This is a genomic window from Avibacterium paragallinarum, from assembly GCF_900450705.1.
Classification (GTDB): domain Bacteria; phylum Pseudomonadota; class Gammaproteobacteria; order Enterobacterales; family Pasteurellaceae; genus Avibacterium; species Avibacterium paragallinarum.
The window spans coordinates 1,824,467-1,846,136 of record NZ_UGHK01000002.1 but is presented as its reverse complement, the minus strand read 5'-3'; the positions used below and the strand labels follow the sequence as shown (position 1 = coordinate 1,846,136).

The window sequence follows — 21,670 nt, the reverse complement described above, 5'->3', positions numbered from 1 at the left end:
AAGATGAAACCATTTGATTTAGAAAAAGCCTTAGCAGGCGAGCCAGTTAAATTAAAAAATGGATATAAAGCATTTATTAAACTGGATTTAAACAGTGAAGCTAAAAATATAGATAAATCTTATATTGGGTTATTAGATTTATTCGGATATTACACACACGAAAATATTATTATCCCTTGTAGATGGTATTCAGATACTCTGAATGCGAGTACAGACGAAGCAGGATTAACTATTGCGGGAATGTGGGAAGATCCGAAACGTTATGTGAACGGTATCGAAGTTCCTGAACCAGTAACGTTAAATACTTGGGAAAATGGTAGAAAATACTGGTATGTAAGGTTTACCGCACCTGAATGTGTGCAAGATGACCCATTTTATAAATACAGTAAAAGAGATGAGCGAATGATTTCACAAGGGGTAGTTTTTAAAACTAAGAAAGGTGCAACAGCAATGGCTAAAGCATTGTTAAATTATAACGTAGAGTATAAAAATGATGATAACGCCTATGCTAATAATGGTTGGATTGATATAAATAAACAACTCCCACCACTAGGAACCAAAGTGATTGGTAGATGTGTTATAGATGGTAAAGTGTTAATACTTATTATTGTAAAAAAGCTTGTCGGTAGTGAGTATTGGTTTTCACCCGTTAATATTTACGGTACATTTGATGATAAAGCGGTTGATGTCACGCACTGGCAGCCACTACCAAAACTACCACAAGCCTAACCTAGCAAGTTAGGCTTTTTATTTGACACCGCCCAAACTTCAGATTAAGATAACCGCACTTCCAAGCCGTTTTTTAACGGCTTTTTTTGTACCTTAAAATGATAAAAAATAGGAGAGCACTAATGATTACATATCAAGATCTGTGCAAACAGCACCAACAATTCAACCATATTTTGATTGAACGTCGCGCGATATTAAGAGAACAAATTCGGCAATTACGTTTAGCCTTAGCAATGGATTTAGGGCTAACAGAAAAATATTATAAAAAACAACTTAACGACCCAAGCCCAACAGAACCTTACGTCAGAGTAACCGATAGCGATGGAGCCCCAACTGAGTCACATCAACTTAAAGCAGAATATGATGAATTACATAATCCAAGCATTACTTTTGGTTTATCTTTAGCGCTCGAAGAAAGTGCAATAACCTACCCGAAGAAGCCTGTTAGATTGGTTATTACAGCCTATTATCTTTCAGAAAATACCATAAGATTTGTTTTTCCGAATATTGACGACACACCAGCTTTCGGAATTAATATTGATGATGACAAGCAAAGTAAGTTTTCAGTAGTTATTGAGGCTTATAAACAACTTGTTATGAAAACTTTTACAATCTAATTGACAACCACCGCCCTTTAATTTAGGATATCCCCACTTTCAAACGAAAGTCGGGATTGGTCGCACGTTAGCGGCTTTTTTTGTATCTAAAGGGATAGAATATGAAAGTGAGCAAAGAAAATCAGGAATGGATTAAACAATACGCCCAAATTCACCAACTCACCGAAGAAGAAGCTGTGAATAAATTAATTGGTGAAGTGCGTGATACACAAGAAACAGCGCGCCAAAATATGCAAAAGGAAATCATTGAAAGACTGCCAAATTTAAATTTTGAACAAATGCGAGAAGTTCGCCAGCTTATCGAACGACTTTACCCAACATTTTTTCAAGTTTTATCACAAGCATCAAAAAATAATCCCTAAATCCCACTTTACAAGGTGGGATTTTTATTTTACTATTCCGCTAACGGTGCTCAACACACCTTGACCTAAAGCGGAATGAACCGCATTTAAAGTGCGGTATTTTTTTATCCTGATTTTATGATCGGGTGGCGTTTCGTACATACAATACCGTAAGGAAAAACGAAAGGCTGACTTTAGGCAGTGTTGAAGCACCCGATCGCCCTATCTCAACAGTAGGGAAATATAAAATACCTAAAGGATAAAAAAATTATGTCAAATCAAACCTCAACTTTCGATTTCAAATCAACCCCTGTTCGTATAGAACTTTTCAAAAATGAACCGCACTTTTGCTTAACTGATGTATGCCTTGCCCTTAACATAAGTAACGCAAATGCAAGCCGTTTTAAATTTAATGAAGCTGGTGTACATAAAATGTATATCAGCTTTCCAAGTGGCAAAAAAGAAGTAACTTTCATCAATGAACCTAATTTATATCGGATCATTTTCAGATCAAATAAAGCCGAAGCGATCGAGTTCCAAAACTGGGTATTTGAAGAAGTCTTACCGCAGATTAGAAAAACAGGTAAGTACAGTTTAGAACAGCAACAACTCGCCCTACCCGAACCAGAGAAAACATACACCTTTGAGTTCACCGAGTACGAACTCGAACAACTCGCTTGGCTTTGGTTCAGCCACGAACGAATGAACACCTTACTTGCTGACCTTTACGAACCGCTCAATGCACTTGGATCAACTTTCAGCAGCAGCGTGTACAGCCACGCTCACGAATATCACCGCCACCACAAAGAAAGCCAAGCCACAATGCAACGCTTGATTGAGCCATTCAAACAATCCACCAAACTCAACTGGCAAAGAGTGATACCCAAAATCACCCCAACAAGAAATTATCTCGATTTCTAAAATTTAACCAAAACCGACCGCACTTCCCTGTGAACCGTGTGGCGGTTTTGCTTACCTCAAATTCAGCAAAAAGGTGAAAATATGTTCAGAATTTTAATGATTATCGGCTTGTTGTGGTGTGCGTATGAACTTGATTTGAGGGCTGACTGCGATGGGCATTATTGCGGAACAGCCACAGATTTAATCACAAAAAATTAACTCAACCCAAGCCTACGTTGTAGGCTTTTTTATTAGGAAACCCTATGGAAAAACTCACCAAATCCAAAGCGAGGGTAAGAGCGTTTGGCGAGGTGTACACACCTCAAAAACTGGTGCAAAAAATGACCGCACTTTTACCCGAAGAGAGCTTTGAGCCTGAAAAGAAAATCCTCGAACCCAGCTGTGGCACGGGGAATTTTTTATACGACATTCTAAACCGCAAGCTGTGCAAAATCCTCGTAGGTCCAAAGCACCCTTATTACAAAGTGCTGAATATGTATCAAGCACTAGCGAGCGTTTACGGCGTAGATATTCAACTTGATAACGTGATTGAATGCCAATCTCGCCTCAAATCCCTATTTTACGAATGCCTCGCAATGTTGCACGTTAAGCCCTTTGACTATTTTGTCGATCACGTCTTAATTAACAACATCAGACTAGGAAACGCCCTTGAGGACGCATTCACCTTTATTGATGTCGAGATCGTTTTCAAAGGTCGTGATATTGGCATTAAGGTAGAGAAAGATAGTTTTTTGCTTAGCGAATATGAATGCCATTTGCAACAGAACACCTCTCAACTCCAAGCCGTGCGATTGCTGGCATTTGAAGATGAGATAGGGATTACCAGAAATGCAACCTAAGGCTAAAAAGCCTATTTTATTGGAGGGAATATGGAAGAAACCCTAACAATTTCAGAGGTCGCCAGTAAACTCAAAATGAGCTATGGAGCAGTTTATGCTCATCGCTTTCATTGGGGATTTTTTCAAATGGAAGGATCACGGGTATGGCGAGTCAGTAAAACAACGCTTGATCAAAAACGGCAAAAAACGCACAATGTTTGCCGATTAGACGATCAGGTCGGCGATAAGGAGAAATTATGCCGATCAGAAAAAATGAATTCGGTGTATGGCAGATCGATATTACCACACCGAGCGGCCAGAGAATTAGACGCTCTGCTCAAACAACTAAAAAACAATTAGCCCAAGAGCTACACGACAAGCTAAAACACGAATATTGGCAAGTCGAACAGCTCAATAAAAAGCCTGAAAGAACCATCGAGGAAGCCCTTGTGCGGTTTCTTGAGTCGTCAAAAGGGCAAAAAAATCTCAATGCCAAAATCCGCCATACGGAATATTGGCGATCTGTGCTGGCAGGGCGAACGCTTAGCTCTTTAACAACTGATGATATTGTCAATAATCTCCCCACCCACAAAATCAGTACGGGAGAAAAACTATCATTATCCACACAAAACCGCTACCGTAGCTCTATAATGCGAGTGTTATCGCTTGCACAAAAAGCAGGCTGGATCGACCATATCCCTTATGTACCACGCAATGCAGAGCCAAAAGTCAGGGTAAGATGGATCACACAAACGCAAGCCCTGAACTTGATCAACGCATTGCAATTAGAGTGGATGAAAGACGTTTGCACTTTTGCATTAGCAACAGGAGCAAGAATGACTGAAATTTTATCGCTGACCTGGGATAAAATAGATCTTTCTCGCAATATTGCCATTGTCAGTAGCGATGTTGCCAAATCAGGGCGTGCAAGATCCTTATTGCTCGGCAAAGATGCCTTAGCCGTAATCGAAAAACGGCAATCCCAACGCCTCTCTCGTTATGTGTTCCACCGTGGACGAGATAAGCAAATCAAAGAAATTAGCTATCCTGATTTTAATCAGGCACTTAAAAAGTGCAACATCAGTGATTTTCGATTTCACGATTTACGCCACACTTGGGCAAGTTGGCACGTTCAAAATGGCACACCATTGATGGTTTTAAAAGAGCTAGGCGGTTGGGAAACACTTGAGATGGTAAAACGCTATGCCCATCTTAATGCCGACCATTTACTGAGCTACGCAAATCACGTCAAACTTACGTCAAAGTGCATTTTAGACACTACAAAACTTGACGCTGAAAATGATATTTTGGAGGGAGAGCCAGAAAAGAAAAAAGCCGTAAGTTACTGATTTGAAAGGATTAACTTACGACTTAATACTAAATCCTTAATGGTGCCCGAGGGCGGACTTGAACCGCCACGACTCGAAAGTCGAGGGATTTTAAATCCCTTGTGTCTACCGATTTCACCACTCGGGCTGAGTGATATTGCTGACTGCGGTTGCATTATGGAGGCGTGTCCCGGAGTCGAACCGAGCTACATGGATTTGCAATCCAGTGCATAACCGCTTTGCTAACACGCCGTAGCGTAAATTGGAGCGGGAAACGAGGCTCGAACTCGCGACCCCGACCTTGGCAAGGTCGTGCTCTACCAACTGAGCTATTCCCGCTTTCGCTGCAACACATTCGCTGTCAGTGGCGTGCATTTTACTGACTTATAAAAATCTGTCAATGCTGTAAATTAAAAATTTTATTTAATCGCACAAAAAAAGCTCACAACGAAATCATTCTGCTAAAATAATGGCGTTTTGCGTTTATTTTTAATGCAACATATTTTTTCACGCTCGCCTCTTAATTTGTTTAAAGATAAAATCTACTTTAAAGCCTTATCGCTTTATGCCAAAATGAAACTAATTTCTATCCGTACTTTCTATTTCATTGAGATTAAAAGTGCGGTCAGTTTTTTTGTATTTTTTGAGGATTTTATGACACAACAATACCATATCGAAACTCTACTCGCACAAGCAGGAAATCGCACAGATGAACGCACTGGCGCGGTTTCCACGCCTATTTTCCTTTCCACTGCTTACGGGCATCACGGTATCGGAGAAAGTACAGGTTTTGATTACACCAGAACGAAAAATCCAACACGCACAGTTTTAGAAGAAACCATCGCCAAATTAGAAGGAGGTGAACGCGGTTTTGCTTGTGCCTCAGGAATGGCGTCAATTCAATTGATTATGCAATTATTTGCTTCCCCCGATGAATGGATTGTATCGAGCGATGTATATGGTGGTACTTATCGTTTATTGGATTTTGCTTATAAAAATACCCACGGAGTAAAACCCGTTTACGTGAATACTGCTTCATTAGAAGCGATCGAGCAAGCGATCACACCAAATACCAAAGCGATTTTTGTGGAAACGCCATCAAATCCGTTAATGGAAGAATGTGATGTGCCAGCCATTGCAAAATTGGCGAAAAAGCACAATTTATTACTCATTGTAGATAATACATTCTTAACGCCGGTGCTATTCCGTCCTTTGGAATGTGGCGCGGATATTGTGATCCACAGCGGAACAAAATATATCGCAGGGCATAATGATGCCTTAGTGGGCTTGGTGGTTGCTAATGGGCAGGAACTTTGTGATCGTCTATTCTATATTCAAAATGGTGCGGGTGCAGTGCTTTCGCCATTTGATAGCTTTTTGACGATTCGTGGAATGAAAACCTTGGCATTGCGTATGGAACGTCATCAAAAAAATGCACAAGAACTCGCGAAATTCCTTGCTGAACAGCCACAAGTGAAAGATGTACTTTATCCAAATAAAGGGGGAATGCTCTCTTTCCGTTTGCAAGATGAGGCTTGGGTAAATCCGTTCTTAAAAGCCATTAAATTGATTACTTTTGCGGAAAGTTTAGGTGGCACAGAAAGTTTCATCACCTATCCAGCTACGCAAACCCATATGGATATTCCCGAAGCGGAGCGTATTGCCCGTGGCGTGTGCAACTGTCTGTTGCGTTTTTCTGTAGGCTTGGAAGACGTGGAAGATCTGAAAGCCGATCTCCGCCAAGCCTTTGCTCAATTAAAATAGTGAAATGAGAGGCAACGATGAAAATTGCAGTATATAGTACGAAAAATTACGATCGCAAATATTTTGAACTGGTGAATGTGAAATACGGCTTTGATCTGGAGTTTTTCGATTTTATGCTCAACGAATCCACCGCAAAAATGGCAGAGCATTGCGATGTGGTGTGTATTTTCGTGAATGATGACGGCAGCCGAAAAGTGTTGGAAAAACTTGCCGCACTTGGCGTCAAAATGGTGGCATTGCGTTGTGCGGGCTTTAATAATGTGGATTTAAAAGCCGCACAAGATCTTGGTATTAAAGTGGTGCGTGTACCCGCCTATTCCCCTGAAGCGGTAGCAGAACATACCGTTGGCTTAATGCTCACCCTAAACCGCAAAATCCACCGTGCTTATCAACGCACTCGTGAAGCGAATTTTTCCCTTGAGGGATTATCTGGCTTCAATATGCACGGGCGAACAGTTGGCGTGATCGGCACAGGGAAAATCGGCATTGCCGTAATGCGTATATTAAAAGGCTTTGGAATGCATATTTTGGCTTACGATCCATTTAAAAATCCTGTTGCGGAAGAATTGGGTACAGAATATGTTTCGCTTGATGAATTATATGCCAGATCGCAAATTATTACTCTGCACTGCCCTGCTACGCCTGAAAACTATCATCTGCTTAATCGCGATGCTTTTGCCAAAATGCGTGATGGGGTGATGATTATTAACACCAGCCGCGGTACGCTTATTGATACCCAAGCGGCTATTGATGCCTTAAAACAGCGTAAAATCGGGGCGTTAGGAATGGACGTGTACGAAAACGAGCGGGATCTTTTCTTTGAAGACAAGTCAAATGAAGTAATTCAAGATGATGTTTTCCGCCGTTTATCTTCGTGCCATAACGTGTTGCTTACAGGACATCAAGCCTTCTTAACGGAGGAAGCACTAACCAGTATTTCTAACGTAACCTTAGAAAATATTTACAGCCTAAAAACAGGCAAACCTTGTCCAAACTTGGTACAGCCCTCTTAACTTTTAGCAATTGTACCGATTAGTGTTGTAACCTTGATTTTATGCTATGATAACCACATATTAGTGAAATCGCCAAAATGGCAAACTATAAAAATAAGGAAAATAAAATGAGTGAAGTATTACATACCACCGATGCAACTTTTGATGCTGACGTGTTAAGATCTGATGTCCCTGTATTATTAGATTTCTGGGCCCCTTGGTGTGGTCCTTGCCGTATGATCGGTCCTATCTTAGACGAACTTGCAACAGAACTTGGCGACAATGTGAAGATTGTAAAAATCAACATTGACGAAAATCAATCCACGCCTGCACAGTTTGGTGTTCGTAGTATTCCAACTTTAATGATGTTTAAAGAAGGAAAAGCCGTAGCAACCCAAGTGGGTGCATTACCTAAAAATCAATTAGCCACATTCATTGCTCAAAATAGTTAAGTCTAATATGTGATCTGTCCCTAAAAAGTTAGATGACATTTTAATTCAAGGACTGAGTTCTATATTCCAGCGGACTCAGTCCTTTTCACTTCATTTGAATACACTCATTATTGTAGTCGCGAATCCACTCGTGAATCACTTATTAAGGCTGTTCATATGATTAAATTTGGCAATCCAGCGATTTAACATTTTTTCGGTAAGTTGAAAATACTGGCGAGTAAGTGAACGATTTTTTCCATTTTGAAGATAAAAGTCGAGCAGTTACTGTTTGAAACGTTGAGTACATTAGTCATAAAAAAATCTGCCCTTAATCAGTTGGTTGTTTAGTCCAACTTTTGGGGGCAGATCATTTTTTAAGGATTTTTTTCTTAATTAATCATTGGAATAATACAACTTCCCAATCTCGATTTTTTGCCTACCGTTGGCTTCCCGCCAGCGGTTGGTATCGCGTAAAGAGTACACACAGCCACAATATTCTTGTTGGTAGAAACGTTCGCGTTTGCTGATTTCGATCATTCGCTGTGAACCACCGCCTTTACGCCAGTTGTAGTCCCAATATTCTACATCGTCATATTTCGCTGCGGCACGGTGTCCGCAGCCGTTAATTTGGTTCATATCTTTCCAGCGTGAAATGCCTAAGCAACTGGTAAATACGGGGAAGCCGTTTTCGTGTGCGTATTGTGCGGCTTTTTCAAAACGCATATCAAAGCACATTGTGCAACGAATGCCACGTTCTGGCTCATCTTCCATTCCTTTAGCTCGGTCGAACCAATTTTGGCGGTCGTAGTCAGCATCAATAAATGGAATACCAAATTTTTCCGCAAAACGAATGTTTTCTTCTTTGCGGATTAAATATTCTTTCAGCGGATGAATGTTGGGATTGTAAAAATAAATGGTAAATTCAATGCCAGAGGCCAAAATCGCTTCCATCACTTCCCCCGAACAAGGGGCACAGCAAGAATGGAGCAATAGTTTTTGGTGTCCGTTTGGTAGGGTTAATTTTTCACGCACAAAAGGGGCATTCGGATCTTTTTGTGCTTTACGTGAAGTGCGGTGCGATTTTTGCGAAAATTCCACCGCACTTTTGTTGGTTTCGTGATTAGTTTGTTGTTCCATAATAAATAATAGCTAAAAATAAAATTAGGTTGTTCTATCCACTGATAAATAAGCCAAAGAAATCAGTGCTTGTTTATACTCACTTTCAGGCAAAATAGCAATGGCATCAATGGCTTTTTGTGCCTCTTGTTCTGCTCTTTTGATAGTGTAGGTGAGCGAGCCTTGTTGTGCCATTATGGCAAGCACGTCATTTAAAATATCACGTTGCCCACCTTGTTCAATAGCATTGCGAATGAGCTGACGCTGGGTTTCATCGCCGTTGTGCATTGCGTGTAATAAAGGCAAGGTTGGTTTGCCTTCGGCTAAATCATCGCCGATATTTTTGCCTAAGGTTTGGGCATTGGCTTGATAATCCAGCACATCATCAATAAGTTGAAACGCTGTGCCTAAATAGCGTCCGTACTGTTGTAATGCAAACTCTTGCGCTTCGCTCGCCCCTGCCACAATGGCGGAACATTGGGTAGCAGCCTCAAATAAACGTGCGGTTTTGCTATAAATAACACGCATATAGCTTTCTTCTGTGGTGTCAGGGTCGTTCATATTCATTAATTGTTGCACTTCCCCTTCCGCAATCACATTGGTAGCATCGGACATTATTTTTAGAATTTTCAGCGAGTTAGTATCCGTCATTAGCTGAAAAGAGCGAGTATAAATGTAATCACCTACTAACACGCTGGCCGCATTGCCAAATTCACTATTGGCGGTTGGCTTGCCACGACGCATTTCTGATTCATCAACCACATCATCGTGTAATAAGGTGGCGGTATGGGTAAATTCAATGAACGTTGCACAGGTGATATGCTGTGTCCCCTGATACCCCAACGCTTTTGCCGCAAGCACAGAGAGCATTGGCCGAATGCGTTTCCCACCGCTTTGAATGAGGTAGTAGCCTAACTGATTAATCAACGAAACATCGGAGTTTAATTGTGCCAAAATGGTGGCATTCACTTGTTGCATATCCTCGCTAATTAACGCTTGGATTGCCTTAATATCCATAAGTTTGCTTTTCTCTATCATTGCGAACGTTCATTATTATCTTAAAAGTGCGGTTGATTTTACCTGATTTTCTTCGCTTTCTGAAATCAATCACGCATAAATCTAACTTTTTTTATTTTATTGCAAATAAATTCTTGCTATCGGCATTGTTTTTCCGTAGAATTCGCGACCTATTTATATGAATTTTGATGTGCGAAATGACTTAAACATTAAAGCACAATATCTAGCGGAGTATTTATGTACGCAGTTTTCCAAAGTGGCGGTAAACAACACCGAGTAAGCGAAGGTCAAGTTGTTCGTTTAGAAAAACTTGAAATTTCAACTGGCGAAAGCGTTGAATTCCACTCAGTGTTAATGGTCGTTAATGGTGAAGATGTTAAAATTGGTGCGCCAGTTGTAGCTGGTACGAAAGTAGTGGCTGAAGTGGTTTCACACGGTCGTGGCGATAAAGTAAAAATCGTTAAATTCCGTCGTCGTAAACACAGTCGTAAACAACAAGGTCATCGTCAGTGGTTCACAGAAGTGAAAATCACTGGGATTCAAGCATAATTTCAGAGGAGATCAAGTAGATGGCAACTAAAAAAGCTGGTGGTTCAACTCGTAACGGTCGTGATTCTGAAGCTAAACGCCTTGGTGTTAAACGCTTCGGTGGCGAATCAGTATTAGCAGGTAGCATTATCGTTCGTCAGCGTGGTACAAAATTCCACGCTGGTGCTAACGTAGGTATGGGTAGAGACCACACTTTATTCGCAACTGCTGATGGTAAAGTAAAATTTGAAGTGAAAGGCGAGAAAAATCGCAAATACGTTAGTATCATCGCTGACTAATTTTACAAATAGACAGAATAAAATGCCTCACAGTTTCGTGAGGCTTTTTTTTATTTATACTCATTCAATCTTAATGAAATCCTAATTTAACCTATTCAACGTGCTGGCATACTTGGCATAGCAACTTGAAATTACGCAAAGATCCCATATTAAGGAGGAAATGTAATGAAACAACAGCCCTTACTTGGATTTACATTTGCCTTAATCACCGCGATGGCGTGGGGATCATTACCCATTGCACTAAAACAAGTGGTGAGTGTAATGAGTCCACAAACCATTGTTTGGTATCGCTTTATTGTGGCAAGCCTTGCTTTAGTCCTTTTGCTTGGCGTAACGAAAAAATTACCGAAATTATCCGAATTTAATAAATACTATGTCGGGCTGCTCGTGTTTGGCATTATTGGGCTAGCGGGAAATTTCTCATTATTTAACACCGCACTTAAATTTGCCGAACCCTCAGTAACGCAAATATTTATCCATTTGTCTTCCTTTGCAATGTTACTTTGCGGTGTGGTGATTTTCAAAGAAAGGCTGGGCTTGCACCAAAAAATCGGTTTAGGAATTTTAATCGTCGGACTGGGGCTGTTTTTTAATAATAAATTTGATCAGTTTACTCATCTGAATAATTACCTAATTGGGATTTTACTGAGCATTTGTGCCGCACTCATTTGGGTAGCTTATGGGCTTGCACAAAAACTGATGTTACGCAAATTCACTGCACAACAAATTCTGTTGATGTTTTATTTCGGCTGTGCCGTCCTCTTTACGCCTTTCGCTGAATTTAATCAAGTGAAAGAACTAAACGGCTTAACGCTAATTTGCTTTATTTACTGTTGTTTAAACACATTAATCGGCTACGGTGCTTACGCCGAAGCCTTAAATCGTTGGGAAGTGGCGAAAGTCAGTGTGGTGGTAACCCTCGTCCCTTTATTTACTATTTTATTTTCCCATTTGCTGCATCTTCTTGACGCACAAGATTTTGCCGCACCAGAACTTAATAGCCTAAGCTATATCGGAGCGTTGGTCGTCGTGCTTGGTGCGATGTTCTCAGCAATTGGACACAAATTTATAAAGAATCATAACTAGGAGAAACAATGAAATTTATTGATGAAGCCTTAATTCGCGTTGAGGCGGGCGATGGCGGGAATGGCTGTGTGAGCTTCCGCCGCGAAAAATTTATCCCTAAAGGGGGACCTGACGGTGGTGATGGCGGAGATGGTGGCGATGTGTATTTAATCGCCGATGAAAATCTGAATACCCTCGTGGACTACCGTTTTGAAAAGCGTTTTGCCGCTGAACGTGGTGAAAATGGTCGCAGCTCAGATTGCACAGGTCGCCGCGGTAAAGACATCACCCTACGCGTACCAGTGGGAACAAGAGCCATTGATAACGATACCAAAGAAGTGTTGGGCGATTTAACCAAACACGGGGCAAAAATGTTGATTGCCAAAGGTGGCTATCACGGTTTAGGCAATGCCCGTTTTAAATCTTCCGTAAACCGAGCACCACGGCAAAAAACCAACGGCACAGCGGGCGAAAAACGTGATTTGTTATTGGAATTAATGTTGCTCGCTGATGTGGGTATGCTTGGCTTGCCGAATGCAGGAAAATCTACCTTTATTCGTGCTGTTTCCGCAGCCAAGCCGAAAGTGGCAGATTACCCATTCACCACCCTTGTGCCAAGTTTGGGCGTAGCTCGGGTTGATGAAAACCGCAGCTTTGTGATTGCGGATATTCCGGGTTTAATAGAAGGTGCGTCTGAAGGGGCTGGCTTAGGTATTCGTTTCTTAAAACATTTAGAGCGTTGTCGCGTCCTCATTCACCTTGTGGACATCAACCCAATTGATGGTAGCGATCCTGCGGATAACATTGCCATTATTGAAAGCGAGCTTTTCCAATATAGCGAAAAACTTGCCGATAAAACCCAATGGCTCGTGTTTAACAAAATCGACACAATGTCCGATGAAGAAGCGCACGAGCGAGCAAAAGAAATCCTTGAACGTTTAGGTTGGGAGGGCGATTATTACCTCATTTCCGCTGCGACAGGAAAAAATGTGCCAGCACTCTGCCGTGATATTATGGATTATTTAGACGCTCACCCAAGAGAGGAAGAAAAGCAACCAGAGAACCCAGAAGAAGTGAAGTTCAAATGGGATGACTATCATCAAGAACAACTTGCTGAACATCAATTTGATGAAGACGATGAAGATTGGGATGATTGGTCGGAAGACGATGAGGAAGGGGTAGAAATTATCTATAAACCTTAACCGTAAAAGATCAGACTTAATCTGACAATTCACTATAAAAAGTGAGCGTTTCCCCGTTTAGAATATGAATGTTCAAATCAATCTAAACAAAAAAGGAAACGCTCAAGTTTTATTCTAACAATATCTCATCATTATATCCTATCATACCAAAAGCATTTTTATTCCGTGATTTCATATCTGCATGAATATCTTTCGGCACTTCTGCTTCTAAGTATTGGTTAAATATATCCGCAATAAAATGGCATAATTAATTCTGTGATACCATTCTTTCATCTCTAAACTATATAACGCTTGGGGAAGTGCTTTCCTTTACCCATTTAAGATTGCTGGTATCAAGGTTCGAGTTTTCAGGATTTTTCACCACCTTGCCCATGCCTTCTTCCTCAAAATGCCCTTCTTGATGGCTCATTCCAAAACTCGCCGCACCGCTCATCGCTTGGCTTGAAGAGCGGTTTTGAATGTCTTCCGCTGTGAGCTGATTGGTGGCAAGTTCGCTGTTCTCTCCGTTTTGGCTTGCAATCGCCCCGCCTTTGAGGTGAACCTGATTGGCATTGATGTGATAGCCGCCTTCTTCCGCAAACAAGCCTGATTGTTCGCTCACTTGGCGATAGTTTTCGCTGGCTCGGTCAGCACTGAAGCCCAAATTGCCACCCCACGCATTGCCGATGCTGATACTCACACTCAAGCCTGCTTGGCTGCTTTTGCTTTTGAGTGTTTGCACATCTTGCAGGCTTTCAATATGTAGTTTTCCGCCTACATTGGCATCAATGCGGTTTGCTTTGGCGGTTGCCCCTTGCAGGGTTAAATTGTTCTGCGTGTTGAAGGTTATCTGTTCACTGTCTAAATGGCTGTTGTGGTAAATGGTGCGTTCCGCGTCCATTTTTTGACTACCGCCGCCCACGGTAGCATACACCCCCACGCCCGTTTGTGGACCCGCTTGAGCGAACATGCCCACTTCAACACCCACATTTTGCCATCGCATTTTTATATCTAATAATATTTAAAAATTTCAATATCAATTTTCAAATATTATTTTTTCTCCATCAGGTATATTTTCTAATGTTTTTTTTATTTCTATTTTCTTCTCTAATCCATATTTCATAGTTTTTTTTACTAAGTTTTCATGCTTATACTCTCCTCCTAAAATAAATGGAATTTTAGGAAGGAGTATTTCTTTTGAAGTAATTACTCCATTTTTTATTTGCCATTCTTTTGCTAAAGAATAAGCAGTAAAATAGTTATAATCTAGTAGGAGAGTTTTAGCGAATTGTTCTAAATCCTCTCCCATAAACTCAAAATTCCCTGTTTCAAAATCATATTTAAAGAATAAGTCGTTCTTCAAGCAAAAACCGTCTCCAATTATATTGTCTGCAAAGAAAAAAGTATCTTTGTCTATATTTCTCCTCATAAAATCATCCCATCCTAATATATTTCTAAAACCAATTTCTTTCCAGCAGCAAATCCTTAATGCCCCTTCAAAAGACTGATAGCTATTAAACTCATTAAATAGCATTTTGATTTTTTGTGGGATATTTAGTGAAATATCTGGTTTATTACTTATAGGTTTAGATATTTCTAATAATTTTTTAGTGTAATTCATATTACTCCCTAATTTCTATTTTGATTTTATCACCATCGTTAAATTTTCTACATTGAATACCAATACAGCTTCCTGTACCTCTATTATCAGATGGAGAAATATAGCGTATAGAAGAATTTTTTCCTCCTTCAGCAAACATTGCAGGTGGATATTCATCTCTATCAAATCCTTTTTTGGCAGGAATATTTGATAATGCTTCTCTTCTTCTCTTAGCAGCCCCCTTACGATCTATGGTAAGAATATTAGGGTGCCCTTTATTTATAGCATCATTAATATGTGTTGCAGTTTCTGGATATTTAGCTTTTGAAACCGTAATAATACCATTGACTTTAATATCTCCATATTCCGTAACATTACCAACAACAGGCAATTTACTATTCGCATTCGCGTTGGATAATTTAAATTTACCTAAACTATCTTTTGTTATTAAACCTGTTCCGCCTATTGCTGCACCTAATTCTATTGCACTCAATCCAATTTTTGTGCCACTTGACAACTGATTAAAGCTGTTTGCATTTTCTTGCTCAACTAGTGTTGATAATAGAATTCGATTATTCTCATTCAGATTATTTGGATAAGGTACTGTCATTCGACTAAAGAAACCTAGGTTGCGTTCAACTTCTTCTGCTCCCGCATTCATTTGATATAAATGCCCTGACTCGCAGAGAACATTTCCGTTACAAGCTAGCAATTTCTGACGATTTTCCGCACTGATTTTTTGGTATTTCTCAATAATCGGTTTTGTATCTCGCCCTTCTTTTTGGGCCTTCTCCAATTCTTGAATAAAATGCTCTACATCTAGGCTACTAAGGTAGTTATTCCCCACCGCCCTCTTCCCAATCCCCCCTAATGATGCGGCGTTGAGAATGCCAACTGTATTATTCCTTGAGCCTGTTTGTTGAGCGGTTAAGCCTGAAGCCACTGCCCCATAAGGGCAGTTACAGTTTGGCATTCGTCATTGTGGAGAAATAATAGCATCTGCGAATACACAATAATCAAAATTTTACCTAACTAGAGCATTGATGTGAGTTATATGTATATTTTAAAACAGTATTAATATCATTATTATATATCTCAATTAAATTGCCATCTTTGCAGTAATAATTAGAATTAACTTTTAAATAATTATACTTTTCTAAGAATTCTTCATATCTTTCTTTATCCCCTGAGAAAGTGATAACTATTTTATAATATTTAAACCCATCTATATCTATTATATTCTTTGATAATCCCTCTTTGTTAAGTTGATATAGTAGTCTTTGACCTGCTTGAGATTTATATTCTAGACTTCTACTTTCTTGACTACAAGAATGAAATGAAGTAATCATAAAAAATACTATTAGAAAAAATAATCCCATAAAGCCATTTATCTTTACCATTTTTTCATTACCTCTCCACCAAAAGAATATCCACCTCCTAAACCAATTCCTATTGTTTGGTGAGTTTCTGTAGTAACACTTGTAGGTAAAGTTGAACCACCACTAACACAATAAATACTATAACAAGCCTTTCCACCAATACTAGCTCCTTCAAGAACATTATTAATTGAAGAACCAATATTCCTAATTTCATTAGAACTTAAAGTTGGGATCCAGCCTAGCTCAACCCCCAAACCTAATTTAAAATTAGATATTGGATCCGAAATAATAGATAGTGTTGGAGTTTGAGAATAAAAAAGATCTCCTGTTCTTGTATTTATGGCAATTTTTCCACCAAATTTATAGATCCCTCCCTCTATTGCAACATAATGAGGAATAGCAGCTTCTTTAGCTTCTGCATCCAATTCATCAGCCAGATCTTTTCCTTTAGCTCTTTCTGCCATATCATTTAGTTGAGTTGGGGTATAATTAAAGAAATTATTATTTTCCACCGCCCTCTTAGCCGTCTCAGCTCCAGCCACACCACTAAGGAAACTTCCGCCTTGCTTTTCACTACTGCCGTTTGCGTTAGCCGTAAATGCCCCCGCTAAGCCGCCTGCCAGTTGGCTTAGGCTGCTGATGGTTTCTTTTTCACTTGCCGTGAGTTCACTCGGGGCTTTGTTGTATAGGGCTTTGGTGAGATATTGTGCTGTCGCTTCCCCTGTTACGCCCGCCATCGCACCGGTGAGAGGGTCTTTCCCCGTAACTTGAAATTCCACCGCAGAAAGCAACGCGTGAGCCATGAGGTTGGCGGCTTTTTCTTTTGTGCTGTCGCCCTCTGTGAGCTTGTGAATTTCTCGGTTGAGGTAAGGCGAGGCAAGAGCGGTGATTGCCCCTGCTTTGTCCTGTTGCACCGCACTTTGTAATGCCGCCGTGACTGCCCGAATCGCCATCCCTTTTTCACTGCCTAGCCCAAATTCTTGGTCTAACTGCTGTTGTAAGGCTTGCATTTGGTTGCTTAAGGCTTTCGCTTGTGGGCTGTCTTTGCCGTATCTTTCTTCCGCTTGGAATTTTTCTAAACTCAGTTTATTCAACGCTTCGCGTTTTTGTTTGGATTGCGATGTTTTGGCTTATGGCTGATTTCGTGTGGCTTCGACTGCTCTCGTGCCTATTCCCCAATAAACTCAAGGCACTGCTAAGGGCTTGCATTGGGTTGATGCCGCCACTTCCCGCACTGATGCTCGCACTTTCCGTTTGGGGCTGTCCTAGATAACAACTAAAAAATCTATTTAGGTTAGAATGAACCAATGAGAAAAAGTCGTCTAAGTCAGCACAAACAAAATAAACTCATTGAGCTATTTGTTGCAGGTGTTACTGCAAGGACAGCAGCAGAGTTAGTCAATGTAAACAAAACGACTGCCGCATATTACTTTCATCGTTTACGCCAACTCATCTATCAAAACAGCCTTCACTTAGAGATGTTTGAAGGTGAAATTGAAGCCGATGAAAGTTATTTTGGCGGTGCTCGCAAAGGCAAACGTGGTCGTGGTGCGGCAGGGAAAATTGCGGTATTCGGGCTTCTCAAGCGCAATGGCAAGGTTTATACCGTTGCGGTTCCAAATACGCAATCTGCCACCTTGTTACCCATTATTCGGGAGCAGGTAAAGCCTGATAGTATTGTTTACACCGATAATTATCGTAGTTATGACGTGCTTGATGTGAGTGAATTTAGTCATTTTCGTATCAATCACAGCACACATTTTGCTGAAAATCATAACCACATTAACGGAATTGAGAATTTTTGGAGCCAAGCAAAACGCCATTTACGCAAATTTAATGGTATCCCAAAAGCGCATTTTGAGCTTTATTTAAAGGAATGTGAATGGCGTTTTAATTACAGCAACATAAAAAGTCAAATTTCTATTTTAAAACAATTGGTTAAAGGGAGTTTAGTCTAGTTATCTAGGACAGCCCCTTCCGTTTTTATCTCGCTGTGGTTTTCAATATCCGTGCTTGAAATCGAGTGCGTTTGTAAACGGTTTTTACTTGTTTCCGCCTCGCTTTCAATCACCCCGCCATTCAGTTGGGTGTGCTGATGACCCTTAACATTCATTCCCCCTTCACCCACTGAAATCCCTGCTTGTTCATTGACTTGGGCATAATCCACTTTCGCCTTGCTGTAAGCCGTATTCACGGAAGCCCCGCCACCTGAACCATATGCAACCGAGCCACTTGCCCCTGCACTCACTTGTTTTGATTCGTATTTTTCACGGTCTTGTCGGCTGGTAATGTTGAGATGTTGCACCTCTGCCTCAAGACGTTTGGCCTTGAGGTTAGCCGTATCAAGCGTAAGCTCACCCGCTTCACTATGAATGATGACCTTATCCGCTGTCAAATGGCTATTTTGCCAACGCTCGCTATCTGAGTTGGATTTGCCTTTCGCTACATTCACTGAGCCTTCAATGCCAAAACCATAGCTGTTGCCATTGGTACCAACAAATACCTCCACACTGCCCCCAACAGATTTATTTTCTGTGCGTTGGTGCTCTTCATCTTTCACCCCTTTAACTTCAATACCTTGCTTACCTGACAGCGACATCAGGGCGGCGTTTGCCTCTACGCCTTCAAAGCGGAGTTTTTCACTGCGTGCAGTGGCATTGAAGGTACCTGTGTTTATCGTGGATTTTTGATGCTCAATCTGTTGTGTTTCGCTCGTTTGCGTTTGTTTTTGGCTACCGTAGCCAATGCTTATTTTTACACTTGGGCTAGCGGTTGTGCCAGTCCCTTGCATATTACCGTTGCGTAAGGCATCAACCGTTTCTGCCCCTTTACTCACATTTTGTGCTGCCATCACGGTTTCTTCTGCCGCTTTCATTGCATAAAAGGCTTTGAGTTTAGGATTGCTCACTTGTTGGCTGCGTTTGAGGCTGTTATACGCGGCTTGTGCCATATCCGTTACCGGTGTGCTTACCGAAAGGGTTACCCCCGATTGTTTATACTCATGCTTCGTGTTAGTCTCAATAATGTCTTTCCCCGCTTCGACTTTCGCACTTGCCCCTGCAAGGTCAATTTGATGAGAACGCGAGGTTATTATATCTGTGCCTAAGACATTGGCGTGGTTTCCCGCATCAATGCGAATGTTGCCATTCATCGAACCTAATGTGCTACGGGCATCGGATTGTGTCCAACCCTCTGTTTGATAATCATGCTTTTCTGATATAGAGCCAAAGGTTATCCCGCCCCACTGGTAAACACCCCTGAGTTTTTTTTGGTTTCCTTATGAATATTCTTGAAGTGATTGGTGTCTGCGGCAATATCCACATCGTGACCTGCCTGAACCTGCAAATCATTCTCAGCAATCGCTTGCACGCCTTTGGCTTTAGCATCGTTACCGGCTGCCAGCAACACCTGATTTCCACTTACTTGTGTTCCCACGCGCGTTTCAGATTGCGGTTGGTCAAAACGGGTTTTAGTCACTTTTGCAACACTACCACTTTTCGTTTTATGGAAGGCTTCAAAATGGCGACTTTCTTTTGCCCCATTCAACACAATGTCATTTTCTGCCACTGCTTTTAAATGTGCCGCACTTTCAAGGTTCGCCCCTTCGGCAGTAATATCTCGTCCACTTAATAGCACATCACCGTTGCCTTTGATGTGGCTTACCACCGCCTCTTGAACTTTTTCATTGCGGTAATGGTCGCCTTTACCCATTTTTTCATCAAAACCGACAGAAAGTGCGGTTAGATTTAGCCCTGTTTTTGCATTAACGAGCGTATCCCCTTGCCCCTCGTTAATGATGTCTGCCCCTTGGCTGAGGATAGTATTGGCACTTAAACGCAATTCCCCCTCTTTGCCTTTCACATAAAGCAAGGCTTTGCGGGCGAGGGTGGTTTCACTGCGTTTGAAATGGGAAAGATCCACCTCTGTCCTATGGGTGGTGCTTTGGTGGGTGAAATCGCCGCCGACATCAATAAATAACCCTCGTTCGGCTTCCACTTTTCCGCCGATGTTATCAAAATTCCTTGTGGTTTTAATGCCAACTTTGTTGCCTTGAATCGTTCCCTCATTGCGTAATGTGTCCGTGTTTAACAAGGCGATTTTTCGCCCTGCAATCGTGCCAAGGTTGTTTAAATGGGCGGTGCGTAAATCAATCACATTGGCGGAGATTAACGCCCCTTCGCCGTTTAAATCGCCTTTGTTCGCCACCACATAAACACGCGGGGCAATCACTTCAACAGTTTTGCCACTTGGTAGGGTGACGGTTTGAGGTTCAAACCAAACAATATCTGAGGTGAGAGCAGCAACTTGCTCAGCATTCAGGGCAATACCAGGGGTTAAATGAAATTGTTTTGCAAAGGAAATGCCTTTATCCATCAAAGCTTTGTATTGCGTTTCAAGATCTTGTTGGTTATCCAAGAACATTCGCCCTGTGAGCTGGTTAATTTGATCACGAACTACACGTTGCTCATAATACCCATCACCTAAGCGTTTCAAGATATTTTGTGGCTCACTGCGTAGGGCATCGAACATATAATCTGAGCTCAACCATTTTTTGCGATCGGTAAATTGCGGATCAGTTTCAATTAATGGTTTTTGCCCCTCTGGATGAATTCGATACAAGCTTGAGATTGGCAAGCTTATATTAGCTTGAATATGTCGAATTTCATTCTCGTTTTGTTGCATTGAGGCATATAATGCCGAATAACTTTCTACTTGAGCTTGGTTTAACGGCAATGGAGTTTCTGTGCGTCGCCTATGTGCGTGTCGTCCTGTCCACTCTCTTTGGTGGTAACGTTTAAATCCACCACGCCAGCGAGAATAGGTCCATTCTTGATTACCAATATCATCAATTTGGGTCATCCCTATTTCTTCAATATTGTTAATTCGTTTTGCGGGATCAGCGGTGTTGTGGATCACACCTGCTGCAATGATTTGGCTACGGTTATTTTCCACCTCGCCTGAAAAATCAATATCACCACCACTGAGAATTTTTCCAGGATGCGTTTCTTTCACTTTAGTTTGCCGTTCAATACGTTGTGTGACATAAACATCCCAAAATCGAGAAAACTCTCGCCCAAGTAGGCGAGCATTATGTTTTTGAATTGCCGCATCGAGTTGTTCAAATTTTTCCGCATTGGCATTGACCCAATCAAGATAAGGTTTCATCTCAGCAGAATAAGCAATAAGTTTGGCTTTATATTCCGCCATTGCTTTACGATATTCCACCATTTTCGCTTCATAATCTTTAAGTTCTTGCTCGTATCCATTGCGATTAGAAAAACGCCTGATCGGCTTAGTCGGCTCTACGGGTTCTGTTAGCGTTGAAGCAAGCCCTGATAAATCAGGCAATTTAGGAGCTGGCGTTTCTGGTGGATTAATATGAAATGCTGCCCAAACAGGATCTTGATTAGTATAGATCCCTTGCGGAACAGGAACGCACCCCGTACGCGTTTGTTCATCCACACAGGTTTCTTCATTTGGGGTTGGCAAAATATAGCCTGTAATATTGCCATCTTGCGGACGAAGTGGAATGGTTTTATTTTT

At 41.2% G+C, this 21,670-nt stretch carries 22 protein-coding genes and 3 tRNA genes; 14 read left to right on the top strand and 11 right to left on the bottom strand.

What is annotated here, in order from left to right; all coding sequences use genetic code 11:
- The first annotated feature begins 3 nt into the window (after nucleotides 1-3).
- The 6 genes from DXZ23_RS14085 to DXZ23_RS14055 all read left to right on the top strand — a co-directional run bounded on the left by DXZ23_RS14085 (nucleotide 4) and on the right by DXZ23_RS14055 (nucleotide 4,775).
- Complete coding sequence (locus DXZ23_RS14085; RefSeq protein ID WP_021723953.1) at nucleotides 4-729, top strand: HP1-YO09 family phage-derived protein; 726 nt, start codon at nucleotides 4-6, stop codon at nucleotides 727-729.
- A gap of 122 nt (nucleotides 730-851) precedes the next feature.
- Nucleotides 852-1,346 (top strand): hypothetical protein, encoded by a 495-nt coding sequence (locus tag DXZ23_RS14080; RefSeq protein ID WP_021723820.1) that lies wholly within the window; start codon nucleotides 852-854, stop codon nucleotides 1,344-1,346.
- A 101-nt stretch (nucleotides 1,347-1,447) separates the two neighbouring features.
- Complete coding sequence (locus DXZ23_RS14075) at nucleotides 1,448-1,708, top strand: hypothetical protein (protein ID WP_021723952.1); 261 nt, start codon at nucleotides 1,448-1,450, stop codon at nucleotides 1,706-1,708.
- Nucleotides 1,709-1,957: 249 nt separating this feature from the next.
- Entirely contained in the window at nucleotides 1,958-2,608 is a 651-nt protein-coding gene (locus DXZ23_RS14070) for a P22AR C-terminal domain-containing protein (RefSeq protein ID WP_021723950.1), read from the top strand.
- Nucleotides 2,609-2,850: 242 nt separating this feature from the next.
- Complete coding sequence (locus DXZ23_RS14065) at nucleotides 2,851-3,447, top strand: N-6 DNA methylase (protein ID WP_021723949.1); 597 nt, start codon at nucleotides 2,851-2,853, stop codon at nucleotides 3,445-3,447.
- Nucleotides 3,448-3,683: 236 nt separating this feature from the next.
- Complete coding sequence (locus DXZ23_RS14055; protein WP_021723689.1) at nucleotides 3,684-4,775, top strand: tyrosine-type recombinase/integrase; 1,092 nt, start codon at nucleotides 3,684-3,686, stop codon at nucleotides 4,773-4,775.
- A gap of 40 nt (nucleotides 4,776-4,815) precedes the next feature.
- Here the strand turns inward: DXZ23_RS14055 and DXZ23_RS14050 are convergent.
- The 3 genes from DXZ23_RS14050 to DXZ23_RS14040 form a co-directional block, all read right to left on the bottom strand.
- A tRNA-Leu gene (locus DXZ23_RS14050) sits at nucleotides 4,816-4,902 on the bottom strand.
- A 30-nt stretch (nucleotides 4,903-4,932) separates the two neighbouring features.
- A tRNA-Cys gene (locus tag DXZ23_RS14045) sits at nucleotides 4,933-5,006 on the bottom strand.
- A gap of 11 nt (nucleotides 5,007-5,017) precedes the next feature.
- Nucleotides 5,018-5,093, bottom strand: a tRNA-Gly gene (locus DXZ23_RS14040).
- 315 nt (nucleotides 5,094-5,408) lie between these two features.
- Here DXZ23_RS14040 and DXZ23_RS14035 point away from each other — a divergent pair.
- The 3 genes from DXZ23_RS14035 to trxA all read left to right on the top strand — a co-directional run bounded on the left by DXZ23_RS14035 (nucleotide 5,409) and on the right by trxA (nucleotide 7,962).
- On the top strand, nucleotides 5,409-6,518 hold the full coding sequence (locus DXZ23_RS14035; protein WP_035695657.1) for a methionine biosynthesis PLP-dependent protein: 1,110 nt from the start codon (nucleotides 5,409-5,411) through the stop codon (nucleotides 6,516-6,518).
- A 17-nt stretch (nucleotides 6,519-6,535) separates the two neighbouring features.
- Nucleotides 6,536-7,531, top strand: a complete 996-nt coding sequence (locus DXZ23_RS14030) for a 2-hydroxyacid dehydrogenase (protein ID WP_017805005.1) — start codon at nucleotides 6,536-6,538, stop codon at nucleotides 7,529-7,531.
- 77 nt (nucleotides 7,532-7,608) lie between these two features.
- Nucleotides 7,609-7,962, top strand: a complete 354-nt coding sequence (trxA, locus tag DXZ23_RS14025; protein WP_476499094.1) for a thioredoxin — start codon at nucleotides 7,609-7,611, stop codon at nucleotides 7,960-7,962.
- Nucleotides 7,963-8,334: 372 nt separating this feature from the next.
- Here trxA and DXZ23_RS14020 read toward each other — a convergent pair whose 3' ends face one another.
- Both DXZ23_RS14020 and ispB read right to left on the bottom strand, forming a co-directional pair.
- Nucleotides 8,335-9,078, bottom strand: a complete 744-nt coding sequence (locus tag DXZ23_RS14020) for an epoxyqueuosine reductase QueH (RefSeq protein WP_017805007.1) — start codon at nucleotides 9,076-9,078, stop codon at nucleotides 8,335-8,337.
- A 24-nt stretch (nucleotides 9,079-9,102) separates the two neighbouring features.
- Nucleotides 9,103-10,074, bottom strand: coding sequence for an octaprenyl diphosphate synthase (ispB, locus tag DXZ23_RS14015; protein WP_017805008.1), 972 nt, complete (start codon nucleotides 10,072-10,074; stop codon nucleotides 9,103-9,105).
- 237 nt (nucleotides 10,075-10,311) lie between these two features.
- Here ispB and rplU point away from each other — a divergent pair, with 237 nt between their 5' ends.
- The 4 genes from rplU to cgtA all read left to right on the top strand — a co-directional run bounded on the left by rplU (nucleotide 10,312) and on the right by cgtA (nucleotide 13,168).
- Nucleotides 10,312-10,623, top strand: a complete 312-nt coding sequence (rplU, locus tag DXZ23_RS14010) for a 50S ribosomal protein L21 (RefSeq protein ID WP_017805009.1) — start codon at nucleotides 10,312-10,314, stop codon at nucleotides 10,621-10,623.
- 20 nt (nucleotides 10,624-10,643) lie between these two features.
- Nucleotides 10,644-10,901, top strand: a complete 258-nt coding sequence (gene rpmA, locus DXZ23_RS14005) for a 50S ribosomal protein L27 (protein ID WP_017805010.1) — start codon at nucleotides 10,644-10,646, stop codon at nucleotides 10,899-10,901.
- 165 nt (nucleotides 10,902-11,066) lie between these two features.
- Nucleotides 11,067-11,987 carry a DMT family transporter gene (locus tag DXZ23_RS14000; protein ID WP_017805011.1) on the top strand — a complete coding sequence of 307 codons (921 nt, stop codon included), beginning with the start codon at nucleotides 11,067-11,069 and terminating at the stop codon, nucleotides 11,985-11,987.
- 8 nt (nucleotides 11,988-11,995) lie between these two features.
- Nucleotides 11,996-13,168, top strand: a complete 1,173-nt coding sequence (gene cgtA / locus DXZ23_RS13995; protein WP_017805012.1) for an Obg family GTPase CgtA — start codon at nucleotides 11,996-11,998, stop codon at nucleotides 13,166-13,168.
- 280 nt (nucleotides 13,169-13,448) lie between these two features.
- Here cgtA and DXZ23_RS13990 read toward each other — a convergent pair whose 3' ends face one another.
- The 5 genes from DXZ23_RS13990 to DXZ23_RS13970 are packed head-to-tail and all read right to left on the bottom strand — an operon-like array spanning nucleotide 13,449 to nucleotide 17,220.
- Nucleotides 13,449-14,150, bottom strand: coding sequence for a hemagglutinin repeat-containing protein (locus tag DXZ23_RS13990; protein WP_017805013.1), 702 nt, complete (start codon nucleotides 14,148-14,150; stop codon nucleotides 13,449-13,451).
- Between the two features lie 33 nt (nucleotides 14,151-14,183).
- Nucleotides 14,184-14,768: a hypothetical protein gene (locus DXZ23_RS13985; protein ID WP_017805014.1), complete on the bottom strand. Its 585-nt coding sequence runs from the start codon at nucleotides 14,766-14,768 to the stop codon at nucleotides 14,184-14,186.
- Between the two features lies 1 nt (nucleotide 14,769).
- Nucleotides 14,770-15,720: a NucA/NucB deoxyribonuclease domain-containing protein gene (locus DXZ23_RS15705; protein WP_021723943.1), complete on the bottom strand. Its 951-nt coding sequence runs from the start codon at nucleotides 15,718-15,720 to the stop codon at nucleotides 14,770-14,772.
- 55 nt (nucleotides 15,721-15,775) lie between these two features.
- Nucleotides 15,776-16,147: a hypothetical protein gene (locus tag DXZ23_RS13975; protein ID WP_017805016.1), complete on the bottom strand. Its 372-nt coding sequence runs from the start codon at nucleotides 16,145-16,147 to the stop codon at nucleotides 15,776-15,778.
- Nucleotides 16,141-17,220, bottom strand: coding sequence for a VENN motif pre-toxin domain-containing protein (locus DXZ23_RS13970; RefSeq protein WP_035695637.1), 1,080 nt, complete (start codon nucleotides 17,218-17,220; stop codon nucleotides 16,141-16,143). The genes DXZ23_RS13975 and DXZ23_RS13970 overlap by 7 nt, the downstream gene beginning before the upstream one ends.
- 213 nt (nucleotides 17,221-17,433) lie before the next feature.
- Here DXZ23_RS13970 and DXZ23_RS13965 point away from each other — a divergent pair, with 213 nt between their 5' ends.
- Nucleotides 17,434-18,084: an IS1595-like element ISHpa1 family transposase gene (locus tag DXZ23_RS13965; RefSeq protein WP_017805306.1), complete on the top strand. Its 651-nt coding sequence runs from the start codon at nucleotides 17,434-17,436 to the stop codon at nucleotides 18,082-18,084.
- On the opposite strand, the gene DXZ23_RS13960 is transcribed toward DXZ23_RS13965, so the two are convergent.
- Nucleotides 18,081-19,277, bottom strand: coding sequence for a hemagglutinin repeat-containing protein (locus DXZ23_RS13960; RefSeq protein ID WP_021723940.1), 1,197 nt, complete (start codon nucleotides 19,275-19,277; stop codon nucleotides 18,081-18,083). The two genes, DXZ23_RS13965 and DXZ23_RS13960, sit on opposite strands and share 4 nt — an antisense overlap.
- Nucleotides 19,278-21,670: the final 2,393 nt, after the last annotated feature.